At 69.9% G+C, this 22,552-nt stretch carries 15 protein-coding genes; 5 read left to right on the forward strand and 10 right to left on the reverse strand.

The window, feature by feature from the left end:
* Positions 1-195: 195 nt before the first annotated feature.
* The 7 genes from K206_RS0117420 to K206_RS0117450 all read right to left on the reverse strand — a co-directional run bounded on the left by K206_RS0117420 (position 196) and on the right by K206_RS0117450 (position 9,228).
* Complete coding sequence (locus K206_RS0117420) at positions 196-2,328, reverse strand: capsular polysaccharide biosynthesis protein (protein ID WP_369796899.1); 2,133 nt, start codon at positions 2,326-2,328, stop codon at positions 196-198.
* A gap of 8 nt (positions 2,329-2,336) precedes the next feature.
* On the reverse strand, positions 2,337-4,088 hold the full coding sequence (locus tag K206_RS0117425) for an SLBB domain-containing protein (RefSeq protein WP_029043752.1): 1,752 nt from the start codon (positions 4,086-4,088) through the stop codon (positions 2,337-2,339).
* A 2-nt stretch (positions 4,089-4,090) separates the two neighbouring features.
* The gene (locus K206_RS0117430) at positions 4,091-5,194 is read right to left on the reverse strand and encodes a hypothetical protein (protein WP_020203680.1); all 1,104 of its coding nucleotides are present in this window, start codon (positions 5,192-5,194) and stop codon (positions 4,091-4,093) included.
* Complete coding sequence (locus tag K206_RS0117435) at positions 5,191-5,853, reverse strand: ABC transporter ATP-binding protein (protein WP_020203681.1); 663 nt, start codon at positions 5,851-5,853, stop codon at positions 5,191-5,193. Before K206_RS0117435 ends, K206_RS0117430 begins: the two co-directional genes overlap by 4 nt.
* Entirely contained in the window at positions 5,850-6,641 is a 792-nt protein-coding gene (locus K206_RS0117440; protein WP_020203682.1) for an ABC transporter permease, read from the reverse strand. Before K206_RS0117440 ends, K206_RS0117435 begins: the two co-directional genes overlap by 4 nt.
* 422 nt (positions 6,642-7,063) lie before the next feature.
* Entirely contained in the window at positions 7,064-8,536 is a 1,473-nt protein-coding gene (locus K206_RS38535) for a heavy metal sensor histidine kinase (RefSeq protein ID WP_081651434.1), read from the reverse strand.
* Between the two features lie 20 nt (positions 8,537-8,556).
* Positions 8,557-9,228, reverse strand: coding sequence for a heavy metal response regulator transcription factor (locus K206_RS0117450; protein ID WP_020203684.1), 672 nt, complete (start codon positions 9,226-9,228; stop codon positions 8,557-8,559).
* A gap of 148 nt (positions 9,229-9,376) precedes the next feature.
* Between K206_RS0117450 and K206_RS0117455 the strand changes: the two genes are divergently transcribed.
* From K206_RS0117455 to K206_RS0117470, 4 genes are all read left to right on the forward strand, one after another.
* Complete coding sequence (locus K206_RS0117455; RefSeq protein ID WP_020203685.1) at positions 9,377-10,024, forward strand: hypothetical protein; 648 nt, start codon at positions 9,377-9,379, stop codon at positions 10,022-10,024.
* A 10-nt stretch (positions 10,025-10,034) separates the two neighbouring features.
* A complete protein-coding gene (locus tag K206_RS0117460) occupies positions 10,035-10,679 on the forward strand; it encodes a cytochrome b/b6 domain-containing protein (protein WP_020203686.1) in 645 nt (214 codons plus the stop codon).
* Positions 10,676-11,515 (forward strand): molybdopterin-dependent oxidoreductase, encoded by an 840-nt coding sequence (locus tag K206_RS0117465; RefSeq protein ID WP_020203687.1) that lies wholly within the window; start codon positions 10,676-10,678, stop codon positions 11,513-11,515. Before K206_RS0117460 ends, K206_RS0117465 begins: the two co-directional genes overlap by 4 nt.
* Before the next feature lie 260 nt (positions 11,516-11,775).
* Positions 11,776-12,054: a hypothetical protein gene (locus tag K206_RS0117470; RefSeq protein ID WP_020203688.1), complete on the forward strand. Its 279-nt coding sequence runs from the start codon at positions 11,776-11,778 to the stop codon at positions 12,052-12,054.
* Positions 12,055-12,160: 106 nt separating this feature from the next.
* Here the strand turns inward: K206_RS0117470 and purL are convergent, their stop codons facing one another.
* The 3 genes from purL to K206_RS0117485 all read right to left on the reverse strand — a co-directional run bounded on the left by purL (position 12,161) and on the right by K206_RS0117485 (position 20,805).
* Positions 12,161-16,219, reverse strand: coding sequence for a phosphoribosylformylglycinamidine synthase (purL, locus tag K206_RS0117475; RefSeq protein ID WP_020203689.1), 4,059 nt, complete (start codon positions 16,217-16,219; stop codon positions 12,161-12,163).
* Between the two features lie 246 nt (positions 16,220-16,465).
* Positions 16,466-20,119, reverse strand: coding sequence for a hydantoinase B/oxoprolinase family protein (locus K206_RS0117480; RefSeq protein WP_020203690.1), 3,654 nt, complete (start codon positions 20,117-20,119; stop codon positions 16,466-16,468).
* 77 nt (positions 20,120-20,196) lie between these two features.
* Positions 20,197-20,805 carry a winged helix DNA-binding protein gene (locus tag K206_RS0117485; protein ID WP_020203691.1) on the reverse strand — a complete coding sequence of 203 codons (609 nt, stop codon included), beginning with the start codon at positions 20,803-20,805 and terminating at the stop codon, positions 20,197-20,199.
* A 320-nt stretch (positions 20,806-21,125) separates the two neighbouring features.
* Between K206_RS0117485 and K206_RS0117490 the strand changes: the two genes are divergently transcribed.
* Positions 21,126-22,469: an amidase gene (locus K206_RS0117490; RefSeq protein WP_020203692.1), complete on the forward strand. Its 1,344-nt coding sequence runs from the start codon at positions 21,126-21,128 to the stop codon at positions 22,467-22,469.
* Positions 22,470-22,552 lie beyond the last annotated feature (83 nt).

Consider the following 22,552-nt stretch of genomic DNA (forward strand, 5'->3'; position numbering starts at 1 on the left):
CTCCGCCGGACGCAGTTGAGGAAGCCAACGACGACGTCGATCCCTTCCCGGCTCGTTCTCGTCGGGCGATTCCCGGATCAGCCTGGCGACCGATCGTATTCCGGCGATCTCTCAAGAGTAAGTGCATGATCTTTCCAACTGACCCTGACTGAGTATTCATGGCGCGTGTCAATGAGGGTGTCCAATCTCCGCAAGCTAGAACAGCAATCGAGCCAGTTCCCGTGCCTTGCGAAACTGCCTGCCTATCCAATGACTGCCGATACCAGCCGGTGTCCGGCTGCTATCCGACAGATGCGCGACAACGTCCTCGACCGAGCAAAACCCTTCCGCGCCAGGCAGGCGATAGCGTGGATAGCTGCAAAGCGTCACGAACAGGAGTTCGTCCAGCGACAGGCGGCGCTGGCGATGCGGTAGCGGCACGTGATCGACCGTCAATCCCCAGCCGGCATAGAATGGCGCGCCGTAGCAATGCACTTTCCGGCCTTGCAGCAGCGCTTCAAAGCCGGTCAGCGAGGTCATTGTGTGGATCTCGTCGGCTGCGCGAATGCAGGCGCTTATGTTCGCCCGTGCCACGATCTGGTCCGCCAAGGCGGCAAGTTCCGTGGCGGCGACAGCGCCGTGGCGGTTGCCCGCCACCACATCCGGGTGCGGCTTGTAGACAATCCATGCGTTCGGGTTGGCCGCGCGCACGGCGGCCAGCAGGTCCAGGTTCTTTCTTATCCGCGGGGACCCGAACTGGATGGATGCATCCCCTTCCACTTGTCCGGGTACAAGCAAGACCTTGCGGCTGATGCTGTGCTCCGGCAGCGAGAACGCGCCACCCAGGTTGTATTTGCTGATCCCCAGCCGAGCAATGCGCTCCCGGATCCGCGTCACGCGCAGCCGGTCCGCGTCACTGAGCCGGACCGTGGCAAGCATGGTTTCCATGCGGCTTGGTCGGCGCGGATCGTAGTAGATGCCGGGGCCATCGAGTGCCAGGGAAAGCGGAACATTCAGGTCGGAACCCAATCCGGCCGAGCGGACAAAGCCGTCCTCAATGCGAAGCACCGGGACGCCATGCTCGAATGCGGTGGAGCGAAGCAACGGATGCCGGCTCCCCCAGACCACCAGGCTCGCATCGGCAGGCAGCCCGGCGACCTGTTCTTGCGAAAGCCTTTTCACGAACTTCAACCGGTTCGACGGCATGCTCAGGAACGGGCGTACCACGGCGCGTTTCCAGATGCTCATGCCAAGGCAATACAAGGTGCCACGATGTTCGTCATTCAAGATCTTGTTGCGAGCAAGCCAATCGATGGCATCGAACAAGGTGCCGGCTGCGCCGGTCGCGGGGTCGAGATAGTGGGTGTATTTCAGGTAGGCCGCCGCAAATAGTTGCTCCAAGGTACGGCAGCAGGCACGCCGCTGGCGCAATACCCCACGCTCCGGGTGGCGGTCGTCGGTCAGCCCCCAGCCCGCATACCACGGTTGCCCAAAACACGTGACAGGTTTGCCCAGCATCAGCGCCTCGAAGCCCATCTGCGAGGTGACGACATAGACACGGTCGACCTGCTCGATCAGCGACAGCGGACAGCAGTCTTCCGCGAGCCAGTGGACCCGTGGCAGTTCCCTGCCTATGTCCAGGTAGCCGGATTTGCCGCCGGACAGCACCTCGGGATGGGTCTTGACCCAGATTTCGGCGTCGGGCCATTCACGCAGCGCGGCGTTCAGCATGGCTGCGAATGTTGGTCCGCCGGCCCCGCCCAGCACCACCGACATATCGCCCGAGGTCTGGTCGACTACGAGCACTCGCGCAGCGCCACGCCGTTGCGGCAGCAGGACGACCGGTGCGTGGTTGTATTTGGAGAGCCGATGCCGCAGGATCAGGCCGATGCCACGCCGCGTCTGTGCAAGCAGGTCTTCATCCAGTTCCGCCTGCCCGATCAGGATCTCGAGGCGAGACGGGCTCCCGGCGTCGTAGTAGATGCCAACGTCATCGATCACCATCGAAACCGTACCCTGCTGCTTGCCCGGTGCGATGGACCGCAGGAAGCCGTCCTCCAATGCCAGATAGGGCACTCCGTGTTCATCCGCCAACCGGCGAGCCCGCAGGGCGCTCGGCTTACGGCCCCAGCCAGCCATCGCGCATACGCTCGCTGGCGAACCCGGGCGCCAGCGAGCAATCGGCCGATACCGGCAGCCAAGCAGCGAAGCGAGGTGAGGAATCCGCAGAATCCCGCGAGAGACGACTCCGACCACGCGGTGCCGTGCACCGGTCCGCAGCCAGGGCGATTGCGGCTCCGCCCTCGCCGCGTCCATGACGGATGGCAATGAATCATCGCGATATGACATAGCTCGCCTCACAACCCCAACACCACCTTGGCCGAAATCGCCAACTGATAAAGAATCTGAAACACGTCCTTCGCGAACTGCCGCGTCTTCATGTCCACCCGCGGCAGCACCAGGATTTCGTCGCCCGGGCGCACCTGCGTGCCCCACTTGCTTTCCGAGAAGCTGCCGTCGCGGTGGGCGACGATCACGCGGGCGCTGTCGGCGTTCTGCGAGTAGCCGCCGGCCTGCTGGATGTAGTCGGCCACGCTCATGCCGGCGTCGAAGGCGACGGCGTTGGGGAACAGGACTTCGCCGTTGACGATGACGAGGCCGTCCTTGACCGGCACGCGCAGGATGTCGCCGTTTTCCAGCAGCAGCTGGTCGCGCGTGCTGGCCCTGGCGATCAGGGTCTGGCCGGTGGGGTCGATCTTGCGGGCACGCTCCACCCATTGCAGGACCAGCGCGGCTTCTTCCTTGCGCAGCTGGGCTTCGTCGGCGGTGCCGGAGCGGGCGGTGAGCACGCTGGATTCGAGGCTGCGCAGCGCGGTGCCGAGCAGCACTTTCTGGCGCGCCTTCACGCTGAGGCGGTAGAGCTGGATGCTGTCGGCGTCGGACTGCGGCGTGAACGCGACCTGGCTGAGCAGCTCGCCCATGCGGCTGCCGTAGGGCAGCACGAATTCCTGCGGGCCGGCGTGTTCGCCTTCCACGCGCACGGTGATGGTGCCGGGGCGCTTGTCGGCGGTGAATTCGATCTCGTCGCCGTCTTGCAGGATGATTTCCCGGTCCTGGGAGATCGGGAAGTATTCGACATTGCGAATGGTGCCGGTGTTGCGCACCACGCGCACGTTGGTGGCCGACGGCAGCGGCTTGGCCAGCCGGGCGATCTGGTCGAGCCGCGCCTGCTCGCCCTGGAATTCGAAGCGCCGGGCGTTCTCGGCGAGGCCGCCGACCTTGACGGTGTGCTTGCGCGGCTGGACGAAGATCACGTCGCCGTTGTTGAGCTGGCGCGTGGCGAGCTCGCCCTTGAGCAGGAAGTCGTAGAGGTTGACCACGGCGAGGGTCTGGGTGCCGCGCTTGATGGCCACGTCGAGGAAGGAGCCGCGCTCTGGGTCGATGCCGCCGGCCTGGTCGAGGTAGCGCAGCACGCTGTCGCTGGAGGTGCCGTTGTACATGCCGGGGCGGTAGACGGCGCCGGTGACGTACACGCGCACGGGCTGCGCGGCGAGCAGGCTGGCGTAGATGGAGACGCGGCTGGCGAACACGCGGCGCAGCGCGGCGGTGACGGCGGCCTGCAGGTCGGCGTTGGCGATGCCCTGCACGCGGAACGGGCCGACCTCGGGCAGCAGGATGTTGCCGCCGGCGTCCACCGCGAGCACGGTGTCGAGGTTGTAGCCGTTCCACATGCGCAACTGGATGCGGTCGCCCACGGAGATGACGTGGCTGGGATTGAAGACCGATGCGCTCTCGCGGCTGAAGGCGCCGGTGAAGAGCTGCGCGCCGAAGGCGTCGCTGGCGAGGTTGGCGACATAGTCATCATTCTGCGGCGCGCTGTCCGGCACGGGCTGGGCGGGACGTGCCGGCACCGTGGGGATGGCGGCTTCGGCGGCCATGCCGGTGGCGCCCGGCGGCGGCAGGCCGCCCTGCGCGGCGAGGGCGGCGTAGTCGGGCTCGCCGTTGATGGGAGCACCGATGCGGGCACCGGCGCGCGCGCCGGCCTGCGCGTGCGCGCCTTGCGTTGCCGCGCTCATGGCGAACAGGAGGACGAGAAGAAAACGAAGCATGGCTAGTCCCGGTGATCGCGGATGATGGCGCCGAGCAGCTGGAGCACGCCGGCCAGCGCCAGCGCCGCCAGCACGAACACGGCGATGTTGTAGACGCGGCGCGGTTGCAGCGGATATTCGGGCAGCGTGGGGCTTTGCACCACGGCCACGTTCTTGAGCTTGCGCGTGGCTTCCATGCGCGCTTTCTCCAGCGCGCCGAGCGCGGTCTTGTAGAGGTCCTGGCTGAAGCCGGCGGCGGCCTGCAGGCGTTCGTGCTCTTCCACCACCTGGTTGAGCGCGCGGTTCCTGGGCGAGGTCATGCGCGCGCGCTGCGCGCCGATCTGCGCCTGCACGGCGGCGATCTGCGCGTCGATCTGCTGGATCGCGGGCGACTGCGGGGTGTAGACGTCCTTGAGCGCGGCGCGCCTGACGCGCAGGTCGGCCAGTTCCGCCTCGGCGCCGGCCACCACGCCGGAGAGGTTCTCGACGTCGCCGCGCGGCGACACCAGCCCGTTGGCGTTCTGGTAGGCCAGCAGCGCCTGGCGGTCGGCCTTCATGCGTTCGCCCAGCACGCGCACCTGGTTCTCGATGTAGACGACCTGCTCGCCGGCGACGCGGTGCGCCAGTTCGTTGATGAAGCGCTCGCCTTCGCTGGCCAGCAGGCGCGCGATGGCCTGCGCCATCGCCGGCGTGTAGGCCTGCGCGCGGATCACCAGCGTGTGGGAGAAGTCGTCGTATTCCACGCTCACGCGCCCGAGGTAGTACGCATGGAAGCGCTCGAACGAGGCGTCGGCCGGCCACAGGCGCGACAGGGCATCGCGCTGCGCGCTGCTGTAGTGCGCCTTGAGCGCGAGCCGCGCGTCGAGCTTCCTGAGCATGTCGGCGGACAGCAGGTATTCGCGCAGCAGCAGCAGGTCCTGCGGCGCCGCGCTGGCGCCGAGCAGCGAGGCATAGAAGTCGGTGGCGGTGGCGCCCACGGCGTCGCTGCGCTCGACCACCACCTTGGCTTCCGACACGTAGCGGTCGGAGGCGACCACGCCCCAGTAGACGGCGGCCAGCAGGCACGCGCCGATGGCGATGCGCCAGAGCCAGCCGCATTGCTTGAGTTGCCCGAACAGCTTGCTCACCTTGTCATGCTCTTCTTGTATGCCTGGATGGCGTCATCCACGCTGTCGAAACGGTAGGCGCTGCCTTCGTGCAGCCAGACCGCGGATTCGCAATAGCTGCGCAGGGTCGATTCGCTGTGCGACACCATCACCAGCCCGGCGCGCCCGGCGAGATCCTGGAAGGCCTGGCGGGACTTGACGTTGAAGGCGGCGTCGCCGACCGCGGTCAGTTCGTCGACCAGGTACATGTCGAACTCGAAGGCGATCGACAATGCGAAGGCCAGCCGCGAGCGCATGCCGGACGAGTAGGTCTTGACCGGCGCGTCGAACGCCGCGCCCAGTTCGGCGAAGTCCTCGATGAAGGCGAGCTTGTCGTCCAGCCCCGCCTGCGCGCCGTGGATGCGGCAGACGAACTTGGCGTTCTGCCGCCCGCTCAGCGAGCCCTGGAAGCCGCCGGACAACCCGAGCGGCCACGACACGCGGCAGCGCCGCACCACTTCGCCGCGGTTGGGCGTGTCGGTGCCGCCGATCAGGCGCAGCAGCGTGGATTTGCCCGCGCCGTTGCGGCCGATCAGCGCGATCCGGCTCGACGCGGGGATTTCGAGCGACACGTCGCGCAGCACCCAGCCGTCCGTCGGCGCGCCGCGATAGCGCTTGTGCAGGCCGGAGATCCTGATCATTGCGCCACCAGCCGCGTGGCGAAGCGCCGCTGCAGGGCCAGCCCGAACAGGACGCTGCCGAGCGACCATGCCAGCAGGTAGGACAGGCTGGCGTAGGCCTGCCCGCGATAGGCCGGGAAGAAGCCGCCGCGCATGGCCTCGAGCCCGTGCAGGATCGGGTTGAGCAGCAGCCAGTCGCGCGCCGGGCGCGGCACGCTGGCGATCGGGTACATCACCGCGGAGATGAAGTACAGCGGCGCGAAGAACAGGCTGACGATGCGGCCGAGCTCGGGCACCAGCGTGCCCAGCGTGGCGAGGCTCAATGCCAGCCCCACGCCCAGCAGCCACAGCAGCGCGGCGGCCAGCAGCACCTGCAGCGGGTCGCGCGGCCACACGTCCACGCCGGCCAGGCCGCAGGCGGCCAGCAGCACGACGAACACCAGCCCGTAGAGCAGGCCTTCGAGCGCGGCGCGCACCAGCACCGCATCGACCGGGCGCACCTGCCGGTACGCGAACAGCGCGGCGTTGGCCTTGATCGCCTCGGCGCCGCGGCCGGCGACGTTGCGCACGAGGAAGAAACCGAGGATGCCGACCAGGATGAACAGGCTGGACGCCATGCCCGGGATCAGCACGTGGCGCACCACGCCGAACAGCAGCATCAGGAAGCCGATGTGGATGGCCGGCTCGAGCAGCAGCCACAGCCAGGCGCCGCGCTCGGTGGCCAGGCGCGCATTGGCCTCGCGCAGGAACAGGGCGCGCCACACCGAGAGGGCGACGGAGAAACGGGAGCGGACGACGTTTGAAGGCATGCTCGGACAAACCATGACCATTGGCCGCCAGGCGGCCGGGGGAGCGTGCTGGAGAGTGGCGCGCGAGCGCACTAGCCTTCGCCGCACGGGGGCCGCGGCGGGAAGCGGCGGGAAGCGGCGGGCGCCCGGCAGGCAAGCCCGGCACCCGGCAGACTTCACCGGCTAAGACAAGATGGCCGCGAGGCACGGTGCCATCGGCTGCCCGGCCTCGTTGCCGCTACCTTCCAGAATATCGCTGCGAAAAATGCGTTGCAGCAGCGTGGAAATAGTACGTGACCGAATGCGGCTTGCGCACCAGACACTTCCCAAGCATGCGCGGCATGTTTCTGTCGGCGGGCGCGATCGATCTGATGCGGCGCGCGCGCATCAGCCGTTTCCGCCAAGGTAGCAAGACGTTTCCTGCGCGCCGCGCGCCGGCGTCCTTACGCGGCGGATTCGGGCGACAGTTGCGAAGGAGAATGCGGGGGCAGATGCGAAGGCAGATGCGAAGGAAAGCGCAGCGCGAAACGCACGCGCCCCGGCGCCGGGCAGGTGGCTTCCGCTTGCCCGCCGTGCAGCGCCATGATGGCCTGCACGATGGCCAGGCCGAGCCCGTTGGATTCGGCCACGCGGCTGCGCGCGGCGTCGCCGCGGTAGAAGCGGTCGAACAGGCGGTCCAGTTGTTCGCGCGGGATGGCTTCGCCCTGGTTCTCCACCGACACCACGGTGCTGCCGCCCTCGCGCGCGCCGCACAGCCGTATCACGCTGCCCGGCGCGCCGTAGCGCACGGCGTTGACCACGAGGTTGTTGATGGCGCGGCGGCACAGCAGCGGGTTCGCCCACAGCATGCCGTCGGCCGCCACCTCGAAGCGCATGCCCTTCTCGTCGGCGAGCCCTTCGAAGTATTCGGCGATCTTGTTGAGCTCGGCCGGCAGCGCCACCGCGGCATGCTCGATGGACAGCCGCGCGTGGTCGGCCTGGGCCAGGAACAGGATGTTCTCGGCGATGTTGCCGAGCCGGTTGAGCTCTTCCAGGTTGGATTCGAGCACCTCCTCGTATTCCTCGGGCCGCCGCACCTGGCTGAGCGCCACCTGGGTCTGGCCGATCAGCGCGCCGACCGGCGTGCGGATCTCGTGCGCGAGGTCGGCGGAGAACTGGGAGAGCCGCTCGTAGCCTTCGCCGAGGCGGTCGAGCATGGCGTTGAACGCGCCCACGAGGCCGCGCAGCTCGGCCGGCGCGCCGCGCTCGTCGAGGCGCACGTCGAGGCTGGCCGGGCTGATCTCGGCGGCGCGCGCGGCGATGCTGCCCACCGGCCGCAGCCCGCGCCGGATGGCGAAGAAGGCCAGCGCGGTGGCCGCCAGCATGCCCACCAGCGTGGCCAGCAGCACGCGGTCGCGGTAGGCGCCGAGCATCTGCATCTCGTTAGCCAGCGGATGGGCGGCGATCACCTCGACCATGCTGCCGTCCTCGTTCGAGCGCGCCAGCGCCGCCGCCCAGTAAATCGGCACGCCGTCGCGCAGGCGCGTGCGCAGGATGGCCTCGCGCGTGGGCGCGCTGCCATCGCCGGCCATCAGCGCGGCAAGCTGTGGCGGCACCGCGAGGTCGTCCGGGTTGACGCGGATGAACGGCGCCTCGCCCGGCCGGCGGAAGATCAGCACGTCGCGCTCGGCGCCGAGCATGGTCTCGAACAGCAGCGGGCGGTGCTTGAGCTCGGCCACGGTGTAGACGTCGCTGGCCAGCCGGCTGAAATGCGTCACGCGCCCGATCAGCTGGAGATCGGCGTGCGCCTCCATCGAGGCCTTCACCGACTGGTAGAAATACGCGCCCAGCGTGCCGATCACCACGCAGGCGATCAGCGCGAACGACACCGTGGTGCGCACCGTGAGCGACCACGGCCGCCGGTACCAGGTGACCATGCCGGTGCCCGTGCCGCTGGTCATGCGCCCTCGCCGAAGGTATAGCCGATGCTGCGCACGGTGTGGATCAGCTTCTTGTCGAACGGCTGGTCCACCTTGGCGCGCAGGCGCTTGATGGCCACGTCCACCACGTTGGTGTCGCTGTCGAAGTTCATGTCCCACACCTCGGCGGCGATCAGCGTGCGCGACAGCGCCTCGCCCTGGCGCTTGACCAGCAGGTGCAGCAGCAGGAATTCCTTGTTGGTCAGCGTGATCTCCATGCCCTGGCGCGTGACCTTGCGGCGCAGCACGTCGAGCTTGAGGTCGGCGAACTCGAACAGCTCGGCCTCGCGCACCACGCCGCGGCGCAGCAGCGTGCGGATGCGCAGCACCAGCTCGACGAACGAGAACGGCTTGACGAGGTAGTCGTCGGCGCCCAGCTCGAGGCCGTGGATGCGGTCGTTGACGTGGTCGCGCGCGGTCAGGAAGATGACCGGCAGGTCGCGCCGCGCGCGCAGCGTGCGCATGATTTCCCAGCCGTCGATGCCGGGCAGCATCACGTCGAGCACGACCAGGTCGTAGGGATGCTCGAGCGCCATGTGCAGGCCGTCCGTGCCGGTGCGCGCGAGGTCGACGGCATAGCCGCTTTCGCGCAGGCCCTTGCGCAGGTAGTCGCCGGTCTTGGGATCGTCTTCGATGACGAGGATGCTCATGATGCACTGCCCGGTTGTGCGGATATGGCTGTCATTCTAGCGAGCGGTACGCGCGAATTAGTGACAAATTTGTCACCAAAAAGTCACCAGCGCGACCCGCCGGCGGCCCTAACCTGCACCTCGGTTTCCACCCTTACAGAGGTGCAGGATGAACATCGTTTCGAGCAAGTTGAGCCGTACCGTGCTGGCCGCCGCCCTGCTGGCCGGCGCCGCCCTCGCAGGCGCCCCGGCGGCGCAGGCGCAGGCCACCGCCGCGCCGGCCGCGGCGCCGATCGGCGTGCGCGGCACCGTGACCGCCCTCGCCGGCGACACGCTCAAGGTGCATACCCGCTCGGGCCAGGATCTCGACGTGGGCCTGGGCAAGGACACCGCGGTGCGCGCCGTGACGCTGGCCAAGGTCGACGAGATCAAGGCCGGCAGCTACATCGGCTCGGCCGCCATCCCGCAGGCCGACGGCTCGCTCAAGGCGCTGGAAGTGCACGTGTTCCCGCCCAGCATGCGCGGCAGCGGCGAAGGCCACCGCGCCTGGGACCTGGGCAAGAACAGCAGCATGACCAACGGCACCGTGGGCAGCGTGGTGGTCAGCAACGGCCGCACCATCACGGTCAAGTACCCCGAAGGCGAAAAGCGCATCGTGATCCCCGCCGACGTGCCCATCGTCAACCTGGAGCCGGGCGACCGCTCGCTGCTGGTGCCCGGCGCCCACGTGGTGCTGTTCGCCAGCAAGGCCGCCGACGGCGCGCTGACCGCGCGCTTCGTCTCGGCCGGCAAGAACGGCGTCGTGCCGCCGATGTAAGGCACGTGCCATGCGCAAGCCCACTCCCGCCGCCGCGCGGCGCGCCATCGTCCACCCGCTGGCGGTGCGCGCCACGCACTGGATCAACGCTTTCGCCATGACCTGCATGGTGATGAGCGGCTGGGCCATCTACAACGCTTCGCCGCTGTTCGGCTTGCGCTTCCCGGCGTGGGCCACGGTCGGCGGCTGGCTGGGCGGCTCGATCGCCTGGCATTTCGCGGCGATGTGGCTGCTGTGCGCGAATGCCCTGCTCTATCTCGGCTACGGCCTGGCCACGCGCCATTTCCGCCGGCATTTCCTGCCGCTGAGCGCGCGCGCCGCGCTGCGCGACGCCGGCCTGGCGCTGCGCCTGCGCCTGCCGCACCGGCCCGGCGCCTACAACGCGGTGCAGCGGCTGATGTACGTGGCGGTGCTGCTGCTCGGCGTGCTGGTGGTGGCGTCCGGGCTGGCGATCTGGAAGCCGGTCCAGCTCTGGTGGCTGGCCGGCCTGTTCGGCGGCTTCGACACCGCGCGCCGCGTGCATTTCTTCGCGATGGCCGGCATCGTCGGTTTCGTCGCCGTGCACCTGGCGCTGGTCGTGGCCGTGCCGTCCACCTTGTTGCCCATGTTCACCGGCCGCGCGCGGCGCGGCCATCACGGAGAAGCCGAAGCATGAGCGAGCCGTCCGGCAAGACGCCAGCCGCGCGTCCCGATTCCATCCGCACCGAAGACGCGCCGCGCGCGGCCGGCGTCATCGCCACGCCGGCGCGGCCGGCCCTCAGCGCGGCGGATTTCCGGCCGCAGCTGGCGCGCCTGCAGCGGCGCATGTTCCTGCGCTCGTCGCTGTCGCTCGGCGCGGTGTCCATGCTGGCCGGCTGCACGCTGCAGGACGGCGACACCGTGGACAAGGTGCTGTGGTCCATGTCGCGCTGGAACGACCGCGTGCAGGCGTGGCTGTTCAGCGGCGCGCGGCTGGCGCCGACCTACGCGCGCAGCCAGATCACGCAGCCGTTCCCGTTCAACGCCTTCTACCAGGAATTCGACGTGCCCGAGGTGGACGGCGGCGACTACCGGCTGGAAGTCTCCGGCCTCGTCGCCGACAAGCGCAGCTGGAGCCTGGCGCAGTTGCGCGCGCTGCCGCAGGCGGGCCAGATCACGCGCCATATCTGCATCGAAGGCTGGAGCGCCGTCGGCGAATGGCGCGGCGTGCCGCTGCGCACGTTCCTGCAGCGCATCGGCGCGGACACCACGGCGCGCTATGTCGGCTTCAAGTGCGCGGACCGCTACTACTCCAGCCTCGACATGGCGACCGCGCTGCACCCGCAGACCATGCTGGCGCTGGACTTCGGCAGCGAGCCGCTGCCGCCCAGGTACGGCTATCCGCTCAAGCTGCGCGTGCCGACCAAGCTCGGCTTCAAGAACCCCAAGCATATCGCCGCGCTGTTCGTCACCAACGAGAATCCCGGCGGCTACTGGGAAGACCAGGGCTACAACTGGTTCAGCGGGATCTAGGCCGGCAGCCGGTAGCCGGGCAGCGGCGGGCGGCGGGTGACGCCGGCGCGGTCCGGCCCCGGAAATGGCTGCAGGCGTGCCGCCGGATGCAGCCCCGCGCACGCATTTCCGGCCGGCAACGCCGCGGGGCATTCACAGCGCGGCCGCCCGTGGGTAAGATCGAACCCATTCGCCCGCCGCCGCCCGACCAGGCGCGGCCGGCCTGGCCCATGCCCGCACATCCTCTCCCGCGGCGGGCGCCGCGACGAACGAGGGAGATCATGCCCGCACGCAACCAGTTCCGGCGACTCTGGCACCTGACTTCCGAAGGTTGGGGCTACTGCGCGCTCGGCACCTTCACCTGCGACGGCCTGCCGCCGGAATGGCGCGCGGTGCTGCCCATGCTGCCGCTGCGCGACCGCTACTCGCCGGTCAAGGCCGCGCGCATGGTGCTCGTTACCATGCAGTTGCGCGGCGCGGCGCCGGACGTGGCGCGCCGCTGCGATCCGCAGCGGCCTCTGTATTACGTTTATCAGGCGTGGAGCACGGTGGCGGGGTGATGCGGGCGCGGCCCATGTCGGCATGGCCTGTCTCGCGCGCCGCCACGTCTCCATGAAAAAACGGGCCCCGAAGGGCCCGTTTCCACTGCAACCAGCCTGCGCCGGTTCAGCCCACCCACTTGCGGGCGTTGCGGAACATGCGCATCCACGGGCTGCCGCCGTCGGCGACCTGCTTCCATGCGTCGGGCGCCCAGCTCATGGTGGCGGTGCGGAACACGCGCTCCGGGTGCGGCATCAGCACGGTGAAGCGGCCATCGGTGGTGGTCACGGAGGTGATGCCTTCCGGCGAGCCGTTCGGGTTGAGCGGGTAGGTCTGCGTCGGCGCGCCGTGGTTATCCACGAAGCGCAGCGCCACGCGGGCCTGCTTCTGGTCGCCCTGCTGCGAGAAGTCGGCGAAGCCTTCGCCGTGCGCCACCACGATGGGGATGCGGCTGCCTTCCATGCCGGCAAAGAAGATCGACGGCGAGGACTGCACTTCCACGGTGACGTAGCGCGCTTCGTACTGCTCGGACTGGTTGCGCGTGAACTTGGGCCACGCGCCCGCGCCCGGGATGATCGGGGCGAGGTTGCTCATCATCTGGCAGCCGTTGCACACGCCCAGCGCGAAGGTGTCCTGGCGGTTGAAGAAGGCGGCGAACTGCTCGGCCATGCGCGCGTTGAACAGGATGGTCTTGGCCCAGCCCTCGCCGGCGCCCAGCACGTCGCCGTAGCTGAAGCCGCCGCACGCGACGAAGCCGCTGAAGTCGGCCAGGCTGGCGCGCCCGGCGATCAGGTCGCTCATGTGCACGTCGTGCGTGTCGAAGCCCGCGCGGTCCATGCTGTAGGCCATCTCGATCTGCGAGTTGACGCCCTGCTCGCGCAGGATCGCCACCTTGGGACGCGCGCCGGTGGCCACGAACGGCGCGGCGATGTCCGCGGCCGGGTCGAAGGTCAGCACCGGCGAGATGCCGGGGTCGGCCGCGTCCAGCAGGCGGTCGTATTCACTGTCGGCGCAGGCGGGGTTGTCGCGCAGGCGCGCGATGCGCCAGCTCACCTCGCTCCAGATGCGCTGGAGCTCGCCGCGCGCGGCGCCGAAGACCTTCTTGGCGTCGCGGTAGATCTCGATCTGGTCGGTGGCGTTGGGCTTGCCGACCACGTGGCTGCAGGCCGACAGGCCGACTTCGCGCAGCACGCCGAACACGGCGTCGCGCTCGGACAGGCGCACCTGGATCACCGCGCCGAGCTCTTCCGAGAACAGCGCGCGCAGGGTCTGGTCGTTGCGGCGCTCGCCGATCTGCTGGGCCCAGTTCTTGGCGTCGCCGTAGTCCTGCTCCTGCTGCGGGTCCAGCGCCAGCATGTCGACGTTGAGCGACACGCCGCAGTGGCCGGCGAAGGCCATTTCCGCCAGCGCCGCCATGAAGCCGCCGTCGGAGCGGTCGTGGTAGGCCAGCAGCTTGCCTTCGCGGTTCAGGCGCTGGATCACGTTGAAGAAGTGCTTCAGGTCGTCGGCGCTGTCCACGTCCGGCGTGGCGTCGCCGACCTGCTGCGTGACCTGCGCCAGGATGCTGCCGCCGAGGCGGTTCTTGCCGCGGCCCAGGTCGATGGCGATCAGCACAGTGTCGCCGGCGTCGGTGCGCAGTTGCGGGGTCAGCGTGCGGTCGGTGTCGTCCACCGCGGCGAAGGCCGAGATGATCAGCGAGACCGGCGCCACCACTTCCCTGGCGATGCCGTTGTCGTCCCACTTGGTGCGCATGGACAGCGAATCCTTGCCCACCGGGATGCTGATGCCGAGCGCCGGGCACAGTTCCATGCCGACCGCGTGCACGGTGTCGTACAGCCGCGCGTCCTCGCCGTCCACGCCGCAGGCGGCCATCCAGTTGGCGGACAGCTTGACCTTGCCCAGATCCTTGACCGGCGCGGCGGCCAGGTTGGTCAGGGCCTCGCCGATGGCCATGCGGCCCGAGGCCGGCGCGTCGATCACGGCCAGCGGGGTGCGCTCGCCCATCGTCATGGCTTCGCCGGCGCGGCCCTTGTAGTCGAGCGTGGTCACGGCCACGTCGGCCACCGGCACCTGCCACGGGCCGACCATCTGGTCGCGCGCGTTCATGCCGCCCACGGTGCGGTCGCCGATGGTGATGAGGAAGGACTTGCTGGCCACGGTCGGGTGGCGCAGCACGTCGCGCACGGCCTGGTCGAGCGCGAGGCCGGTCACGTCCACCGGCGGCAGCACCTGCTCGACATGGCGCACGTCGCGGTGCATGCGCGGCGGCTTGCCGAGCAGCACGTCCATCGGCATGTCGACGGCGTAGTGCTCCTTGAGCGAAGCGTCGACGTGCGCGTCCACCAGTTGCAGCTGCTGTTCCTCGGTGGCCACGCCGACCACCGCGAACGGCGAGCGCTCGCGCTGGCACATGGCCTGGAACAGCGGGAACGAGTCCGGCGCGATGGCCAGCACGTAGCGTTCCTGCGATTCGTTGCACCAGATCTCGGCCGGGCTCAGGCCCGACTCTTCCAGGTGCACCTGGCGCAGGTCGAAGCGCGCGCCGCGGCCGGCGCCGTCCACCAGTTCGGGGAAGGCGTTGGAGATGCCCCCCGCGCCCACGTCGTGGATCGACAGGATGGGGTTGTCGTCGCCGAGCTGCCAGCAGGCGTTGATGACTTCCTGCGCGCGCCGCTCCATTTCCGGGTTGCCGCGCTGGACCGAGTCGAAGTCCAGGTCGGCGGTGTTGGTGCCGGTGGCCATCGAGCTGGCGGCACCGCCGCCCATGCCGATGCGCATGCCGGGGCCGCCGAGCTGGATCAGCAGCGTGCCGGCCGGCAGCGGATTCTTGTGGGTGTGGCCGGCGTCGATGTTGCCGATGCCGCCGGCGATCATGATCGGCTTGTGGTAGCCGCGCACGGTGCCGCCCACGTTCTGCTCGTAGACGCGGAAGTAGCCGCCCAGGTTGGCGCGGCCGAATTCGTTGTTGAAGGCGGCGCCGCCGAGCGGGCCGTCGATCATGATCTGCAGCGGCGAGGCGATGCGGTCGGGCTTGCCGGTGATGTTGTCGGCCCGGCCGGCCTTGTCGTCGGGGTTGCGGTGCGCTAGCGGCTGGGCGGCGTCGCGCGCGTTTTCCCAGCTTTGCACGGCGTCCGGCAGCATCAGGTTGGACACCGTGAAGCCGGTCAGGCCGGCCTTGGGCTTGGCGCCGCGGCCAGTCGCGCCTTCGTCGCGGATCTCGCCGCCGGCGCCGGTGGAGGCGCCCGGGAACGGCGAGATGGCGGTCGGGTGGTTGTGCGTCTCCACCTTCATCAGCGTGTGCGTGAGCGCCTCGTGGCGGCCGTACTTCTGCGCGGCGCCGCGCGGGAACCAGCGCTCGGCCACGTCGCCTTCCATCACGGCGGAGTTGTCCGAGTACGCCACGATCGAGCCTTGCGGGTTGAGCTGGTGCGTATTGCGGATCATGGCGAACAGGGACTTGTCCTGCTGCACGCCGTCGATGGTCCAGGTGGCGTTGAAGATCTTGTGGCGGCAGTGCTCGCTGTTGGCCTGCGCGAACATCATCAGCTCGACGTCGGTCGGGTTGCGCCCGAGCCTGGCGTAGGCCTCGACCAGGTAGTCGATCTCGTCTTCCGACAGCGCCAGGCCCATCTCGGCGTTGGCCTGCGCCAGCGCGGCGCGGCCGCCGGCGATGTCGATGAAGCGCAGCGGCTTGGCGGGCAGTTCCTGGAACAGCGCGGCGGCGTCCTCGCGCGCGGCGACCACGGTCTCGGTCATGCGGTCGAACAGGTGCGCGGCCACGGCGGCGCGCGTGCCGGCGTCCAGCGTCTTGCGCCCGCGCAGCAGGCCCTTCTTGCAGATCACGGTGATCTCGATGCCGCGCTCGATGCGGTGCACCTCCCCGAAGCCGCAGTTGTGCGCGATGTCGGTGGCCTTGCTGGCCCACGGCGAGATCGTGCCGAAGCGCGGGATCACCACGAAGCGGTCGCCCTCGGCCTGCGGCTCGAACGGCGCGCCGTAGGTCAGCAGCGCGGCGATGCGCTCGCTGTCGGCCGGCGACAGCGGCGCGTTGGCATCGACGAAATGCAGGAACTGGCCGTGAACCGACTCGATGTCGGCGTCGATCTGCTTGAGGGCGGTGAGCAGGCGTTGCTGGCGAAAGGCGGAAAGGGCCAATGCGCCGGGGAAGCACGAAAAATGCGCCATGATCTGAGCGGTCGGGAGGGCAGGAGGTAGGGGCTGCTACCGGCCGGCGCCGCTGGTTGGGGCGCCGTGCTGGCGGGAAACTGGCATTATACCTTGTCGGCCGCCCTTTCCCGCGTTGCAGCACGGCCCGCCGCGCCCCGGCGCGGGCCGGCACGGACCGGTCAAGGGCCAACGAGCGGCGCTATCGCCACTCGCCGCGCGAAGCGCCTGCCGGAGTACCGCCGGGGCCGCCTCTGCCCGCCCCGCTCAGGCCTCGCCGAAGCCCCCGCCGCCCGGCGTTTCGACCACGAACACGTCGCCGGCCGCCATCTCGCAGCGGCCCACGTGGCCGAGCGCCTCTTCCCGCCCGTCGGCGCGCACCACGTAGTTGCGCCCGGTGGCGCCGGGCGCGCCGCTGGCCATGCCGAACGGCGCGTGCAGGCGGTTGTTGGAGAGGATCGAGGCGGTCATCGGCTCCAGGAAGCGCACCCGGCGGATGCCGCCGTTGCCGCCATGCCAGCGCCCCGCCCCGCCCGAGCCCGGGCGGATCTCGTAGCTTTCCAGCCGCACCGGGAAGCGCCATTCCAGCACTTCCGGGTCGGTCAGCCGCGAGTTGGTCATGTTGGTCTGCACCACGTCGCAGCCGTCGAAGCCGTTGCCGGCGCCGCTGCCGCCCGAGATGGTCTCGTAGTACTGGTAGCGCTCGTTGCCGAACGTGAAGTTGTTCATGGTGCCCTGGCTGGCCGCCACCACGCCGAGCGCGCCGTACAGCGCATTGGTGATGCACGACGAGGTTTCCACGTTGCCCGACACCACCGAGGCCGGATAGCGCGGGTTGAGCATCGAGCCTTCCGGGACGATCACCTTGATCGGCTTGAGGCAGCCGGCGTTGAGCGGGATGTCCTCGTCGACCAGCGTGCGGAACACGTACAGCACCGCCGCCATGCACACCGCGCGCGGCGCGTTGAAGTTGTTGGGCAGCTGCGCCGAGGTACCGGTGAAGTCCACCACGGCTTCGCGCTGTTCCCGGTCCACCGTCACCCGCACCCGGATGCGCGCGCCGTTGTCGAGCGGGTAATCGTAGGCGCCGTCCCTGAGCGCGGTGATGACGCGGCGCACCGCTTCCTCGGCGTTGTCCTGCACGTGGCCCATGTAGGCGCGCACCACCGGCAGGCCGAACTGCGCCACCATCCTGCGCAGCTCTTCCACGCCCTTGGCGTTGGCCGCCACCTGGGCGCGCAGGTCGGCCATGTTCTGGTCGACGTTGCGCGCCGGGTAGCGCCCGCCGGCCAGCAGCGCGCGCATGCCGGCGTCGTCGAGCACGCCGGCCTTGACCAGCGGGAAGTTGTCGATCAGCACGCCCTCCTCTTCCACCACGGTGGAGTCCGGCGGCATCGAGCCCGGCGTGATGCCGCCGATGTCGGCATGGTGGCCGCGCGAGCCGACGTAGAACAGGATCTCGCGGCCGGCTTGGTCGAACACCGGCGTGATCACGGTCACGTCCGGCAGGTGCGTGCCGCCGTTGTAGGGGTGGTTGAGCACGTAGACGTCGCCGTCGGCCATGCCGCCGGCGTTGCGCGCGATCACGGTCTTGATGCTCTCGCCCATCGAGCCGAGGTGCACCGGCATGTGCGGCGCGTTGGCGATCAGGTTGCCGGCGGCGTCGAAGATGGCGCAGGAGAAGTCGAGCCGCTCCTTGATGTTGACCGAGTAGGCGGTGTTCTGCAGCCGCTGGCCCATCTGCTCGGCGATCGACATGAACAGGTTGTTGAACACCTCCAGCATGACCGGGTCGGCGTCGGTGCCCACGGCGCGGCGCTGCGGGCGCGGCACCGCGCGCGTGAGCACGAGGTGGTCGCGCGCGGTCAGCTCCGCCTGCCAGCCGGGCTCCACCACGGTGGTGGCGTTGCGCTCGGCGATGATGGCCGGGCCGGGCAGCACGTCGCCAGGGCGCAGCGTGTCGCGCGGGAACAGGCCGGTGTCGTGCCAGGCGCCGCCGCTGAACATGCGCACGCGCTCGGCCGGCACCGGGCCGCCGCCGCGCGGCGCCGGCTCGGGCAGCTTTTCCGCGGGCGGCTCGCTGCTGCCGATGGCTTCCACCGAAACCGCTTCCACGATCAGCGGCTTGCCCTGCATCAGGAACGCATAGCGCTGGCGGTAGGCGGCGTCGAACGCGGCCTGCATGCCGGCCAGCGTGCCGAACGGCACCACCAGCGCGGAGTCGGTGCCTTCGTAGCGCAGGTGGGCGCGGCGCACCACCTCGATCTGCGCGTCGGCCACTTCCTGCTCCAGCAGTTCGGTGCGCGCTTGCTGCGCCAGCGCGTCGAGCGTGGCCTGCAGCGCCGGCAGCGCATCGGCATCGAGCCGCGCCTCCACCGCGCGCTCGCGCATCGCGGTGCGGTCGGCCAGCCCCATGCCGTAGGCCGACAGCACGCCCGCCAGCGGGTGCACGAACACGGTCTGCATGCCGAGCGCGTCCGCCACCAGGCAGGCATGCTGGCCGCCGGCGCCGCCGAAGGTGGTGAGCGTGTAGCCGGTCACGTCGTGGCCGCGCTGCACCGAGATCTGCTTGATCGCGTTGGCCATGTTGCCGACCGCGATCTCGATGAAGCCTTCGGCCACCTGCTCGGGGCTGCGCGCGTCGCCGGTGGCGGCGCTCACGGCCCGCGCCAGCTCGGCGAAGCGCGACACCACGGCGTCGCGGTCCAGCGGCGCGTCCGCGCCCGGGCCGAACACGCTGGGGAAATGGCGCGGCTGGATCTTGCCGAGCATGACGTTGCAGTCGGTCACGGCCAGCGGGCCGCCGCGCCGGTAGCTGGCCGGCCCCGGGTTGGCGCCGGCCGAGTCCGGCCCCACGCGGAAGCGGCTGCCGTCGAAATGCAGGATCGAGCCGCCGCCGGCGGCCACCGTGTGGATGCTCATCATCGGCGCGCGCATGCGCACGCCGGCCACGGCGGTCTCGAACACGCGCTCGAAATCGTTGGGATGGCCGCCGTTGAAATGCGACACGTCGGTGGAAGTGCCGCCCATGTCGAAGCCGATGACGCGGCCGAAGCCGGCGCCCTGCGACGAGCGCACCATGCCGACGATGCCGCCGGCCGGGCCGGACAGGATCGCGTCCTTGCCCTGGAAGCGGTGCGCGTCGGTCAGGCCGCCGCTGCTCTGCATGAACTGCAGCCGCACGCCGGGCATCTGCTGCTCGACCTGCTCCACGTAGCGGCGCAGGATCGGCGAAAGATAGGCGTCCACCACGGTGGTGTCGCCGCGCGAGACCAGCTTCATCAGCGGCGACACCTGGTGCGACACCGAGATCTGCGTGAAGCCGGTCTCGCGCGCGATGCGCGCCGCGGCCTGCTCGTGCGCCGGCGCGCGGTAGCCGTGCAGGAACACGATGGCGATGGCGCGGGTGCCGCCGGCGAACACGCGCTGCATGTCGGCGCGCAGCGCGGCTTCGGCGAGCGGCGCGACGACGCCGCCCCGCGCGTCGAGCCGCTCGCCGACCTCCACCACCTCGCGGTAGAGCAGCTCGGGCAGCACGATGTTCAGGTCGAACAGGCGCGGCCGGTTCTGGTACGCGATGCGCAGCGCGTCGCGGAAGCCGCGCGTGATGAACAGCGCCAGCGGCTCGCCCTTGCGCTCGAGCAGCGCGTTGGTGGCCACCGTGGTGCCCATCTTCACCACCTCCACCAGCGCCGGCGTGACCGGCTCATCGGGCGCCAGGCCCAGCAGGTGGCGGATGCCGGCCACGGCCGCGTCGCGGTATTGCTCCGGGTTCTCGGACAGCAGCTTGTGCGTGACGACCGCGCCGTCGGGCCGCAGCCCGACCACGTCGGTGAAGGTGCCGCCGCGGTCGATCCAGAATTGCCAGCGGCGGCGGTCCGGGGCTGCAACGGAGGATGACTGCGGCGTTGGCGACGGCATGCGGGGGCTTCCTTGTCTGGCGTGATGGGATGTCGGGAACGATGGCATGCGCGCCGGTGCCGCGCGCATGCCGCGGCCTACAGCGAAGTGGCCGAGCGCGCGGCCTGCTCGTACAGGCCGGTGAGCACGCGCAGCAGCCGCGCCAGCTCGCCGATCTCGGCGTTCTCCGCGCTGCCGGCGGTGAAATTGCTGGTCAGGCACTGCTCGCGGATCTCGCGGTAGCGCGCGCAGGCCTGCGTGCCGGCCGGCGTGGTGGTGTAGATGGCTTCCTTGCCGACGCGCTCGCCCTCCACCAGCCCCATGCCTTGCAGCTTCTTCAGCGCGTAGGTGACGAGGTGGGTGTCTTCCACGTTCAGCACGAAGCAGATGTCGGCCAGCCGCTTGGGCCGCGCGCGGTGGTTGACGTGATGGAGCACCAGCACGTCGAGGAAGGTCAGGTCGCGCACGCCGGAGGCGCCCATGCAGCGCACCACCCAGCGGCTGTAGGCGTTGTAGGCGGTGTTCAGGCCGAACTCGAACTCGGACAGCTCGGGGCTGCGCTCGGACACCAGGTGCGAGGACGACACGATGTTGGGCCCGACCGCGCGCGGCAACGTGGTGGCTGCGGCGGCGGACCGCGCGGGCGCGTCCTGCGCGCCGTTGTCGTGCTCGGCCGGGTCCTGGCCGGCGGCTGGCTTACGCGCCATGTCTACACTCCTCTCTCTCATTGTTGGTCCGATGCGCCCGCGTGGCGCGGCCGGCGGCCCGGCTAGGTATATCCCCGGGGGCCTGGCCCGCAGATTTGGCTTGACAGTTTATAAACAAATTATGAGGATAAACACCAAATAAATCCAAGCAAAACATCGGGGACGTAGCAGTGGATTCTGCACGAAGACAGGGCAGGAAAACCGGCGGACGCACTATCGCGGGGCCGGCGCGACGCCCGCCGGCGCTCTGGTTGCGCGGCACCGGCGCACTGGCTAGACTCGACCCGAACCTTGCCGAGCGCGGCTGAACCGCGAACCAGATGCCCACCGATATCCATACATTGCAGACAAAACTTCACGACGGCAGCGCCACGCGCGCCGGCGTGATCGCCGCCGCGGCCGAACTGGCGCGGCAGCCCGCGGCGCAGTCCGTGCTGCTCCACGCCACCTTCGAGGCCGCCGCCGAGACCGCGCGCGCGGCCGACACCGCCGCCCGCGCGGGCCAGCCGCTGCATCCGCTCGCGGGCCTGCCGGTCTCGGTCAAGGACCTGTTCGACGTGGCCGGCGAGGTCACGCGCGCGGGCTCCCCGGTGCGCGACGATGCGGCGCCGGCCGCCGCGGACGCCACCGTCGTGCGCCGCCTGCGCGAGGCCGGCGCGGCGCTGGTCGGGCGCACCAACATGACCGAGTTCGCGTTCTCCGGCGTCGGCATCAACCCGCATTTCGGCACGCCGGTCAACCCGGCCGACCGCAGCGTGGCGCGCATTCCCGGCGGCTCGTCGTCGGGCGCGGCGGTGTCCGTGGCGCTGGGGCTGGCGGTGGCCGGGCTGGGCAGCGACACCGGCGGCTCGATCCGCATTCCGGCCGCGCTGTGCGGCCTGACCGGCTTCAAGCCAACCCAGCGCCGGGTGCCGCTCGACGGCGCGTTTCCGCTGTCCTACACGCTGGACACCGCCTGCGCGATGGCGCGCTCGGTGCACGACTGCGCGCTGGTCGACAGCGTGATCGCCGACCAGGCCGTGGTGCCGGCCAGCAAGGCCGCGGCGGGCATCCGCCTGGCCGTGCCGCGCCAGTACCTGCTGGACGACCTCGACGCCACCGTGGCGCGCGCGTTCGACCGCACCCTCGGCCTGCTGTCCGCGGCCGGCGTGCGCATCGAGCCGGTCGACCTGCCCGAACTGGCCGAGCTGCCCGGCATCAACGCCACCGGCGGCTTCACCGCGCCCGAGGCCTACGCCATCCACCGCCACGTGCTGGCGGCCCGGCGCGGCCAGTACGACCCGCGCGTGGCCATGCGCATCGAGCGCGGCGCCGCCATGAGCGCGCCCGACTACGTGGACCTGGTACGCGCGCGCGCCGCCTGGATCGCGCGCGTGCTGGCGCGCATCGAAGGCTTCGACGCGGTGGCCTGCCCCACGGTGCCGATGGTGGCGCCGCCGGTCGCGCCGCTGCTGGCGGACGACGACCTCTTCTTCCGCACCAACGCGCTGCTGTTGCGCAACACCTCGGCCTTCAACTTCCTCGACGGCTGCTCGATCTCGCTGCCCTGCCACCAGCCGGGCGAGCTGCCGGTCGGGCTGATGCTCTCGCACGGTGCGCTGCGCGACGCGCAGTTGCTGGGCACGGCAATTGCATTGGAAACCATCGTCAGGCCCGCCGCCTGACACGCTCGCCCCCCGGGCGGGCCTTCGCGCCGCGCGGCCCCTGAGCCAGGCCGCGCGCGCGGGACGGGCACCGCCATGCGGCA

The sequence above is a fragment of the Cupriavidus sp. WS genome (genome assembly GCF_000395345.1).
In the GTDB taxonomy this organism is placed as follows: domain Bacteria; phylum Pseudomonadota; class Gammaproteobacteria; order Burkholderiales; family Burkholderiaceae; genus Cupriavidus; species Cupriavidus basilensis_B.

Coding starts and splice junctions, on each gene's coding strand:
- K206_RS0117420 (WP_369796899.1), bottom strand. CDS start 2,328: ATGTCATATCGCGATGATTCATTGCCATCCGTCATGGACGCGGCGAGG.
- K206_RS0117425 (WP_029043752.1), bottom strand. CDS start 4,088: ATGCTTCGTTTTCTTCTCGTCCTCCTGTTCGCCATGAGCGCGGCAACG.
- K206_RS0117435 (WP_020203681.1), bottom strand. CDS start 5,853: ATGATCAGGATCTCCGGCCTGCACAAGCGCTATCGCGGCGCGCCGACG.
- K206_RS0117440 (WP_020203682.1), bottom strand. CDS start 6,641: ATGCCTTCAAACGTCGTCCGCTCCCGTTTCTCCGTCGCCCTCTCGGTG.
- K206_RS38535 (WP_081651434.1), bottom strand. CDS start 8,536: ATGGTCACCTGGTACCGGCGGCCGTGGTCGCTCACGGTGCGCACCACG.
- K206_RS0117450 (WP_020203684.1), bottom strand. CDS start 9,228: ATGAGCATCCTCGTCATCGAAGACGATCCCAAGACCGGCGACTACCTG.
- K206_RS0117455 (WP_020203685.1), top strand. CDS start 9,377: ATGAACATCGTTTCGAGCAAGTTGAGCCGTACCGTGCTGGCCGCCGCC.
- K206_RS0117460 (WP_020203686.1), top strand. CDS start 10,035: ATGCGCAAGCCCACTCCCGCCGCCGCGCGGCGCGCCATCGTCCACCCG.
- K206_RS0117465 (WP_020203687.1), top strand. CDS start 10,676: ATGAGCGAGCCGTCCGGCAAGACGCCAGCCGCGCGTCCCGATTCCATC.
- K206_RS0117470 (WP_020203688.1), top strand. CDS start 11,776: ATGCCCGCACGCAACCAGTTCCGGCGACTCTGGCACCTGACTTCCGAA.
- purL (WP_020203689.1), bottom strand. CDS start 16,219: ATGGCGCATTTTTCGTGCTTCCCCGGCGCATTGGCCCTTTCCGCCTTT.
- K206_RS0117480 (WP_020203690.1), bottom strand. CDS start 20,119: ATGCCGTCGCCAACGCCGCAGTCATCCTCCGTTGCAGCCCCGGACCGC.
- K206_RS0117485 (WP_020203691.1), bottom strand. CDS start 20,805: ATGGCGCGTAAGCCAGCCGCCGGCCAGGACCCGGCCGAGCACGACAAC.
- K206_RS0117490 (WP_020203692.1), top strand. CDS start 21,126: ATGCCCACCGATATCCATACATTGCAGACAAAACTTCACGACGGCAGC.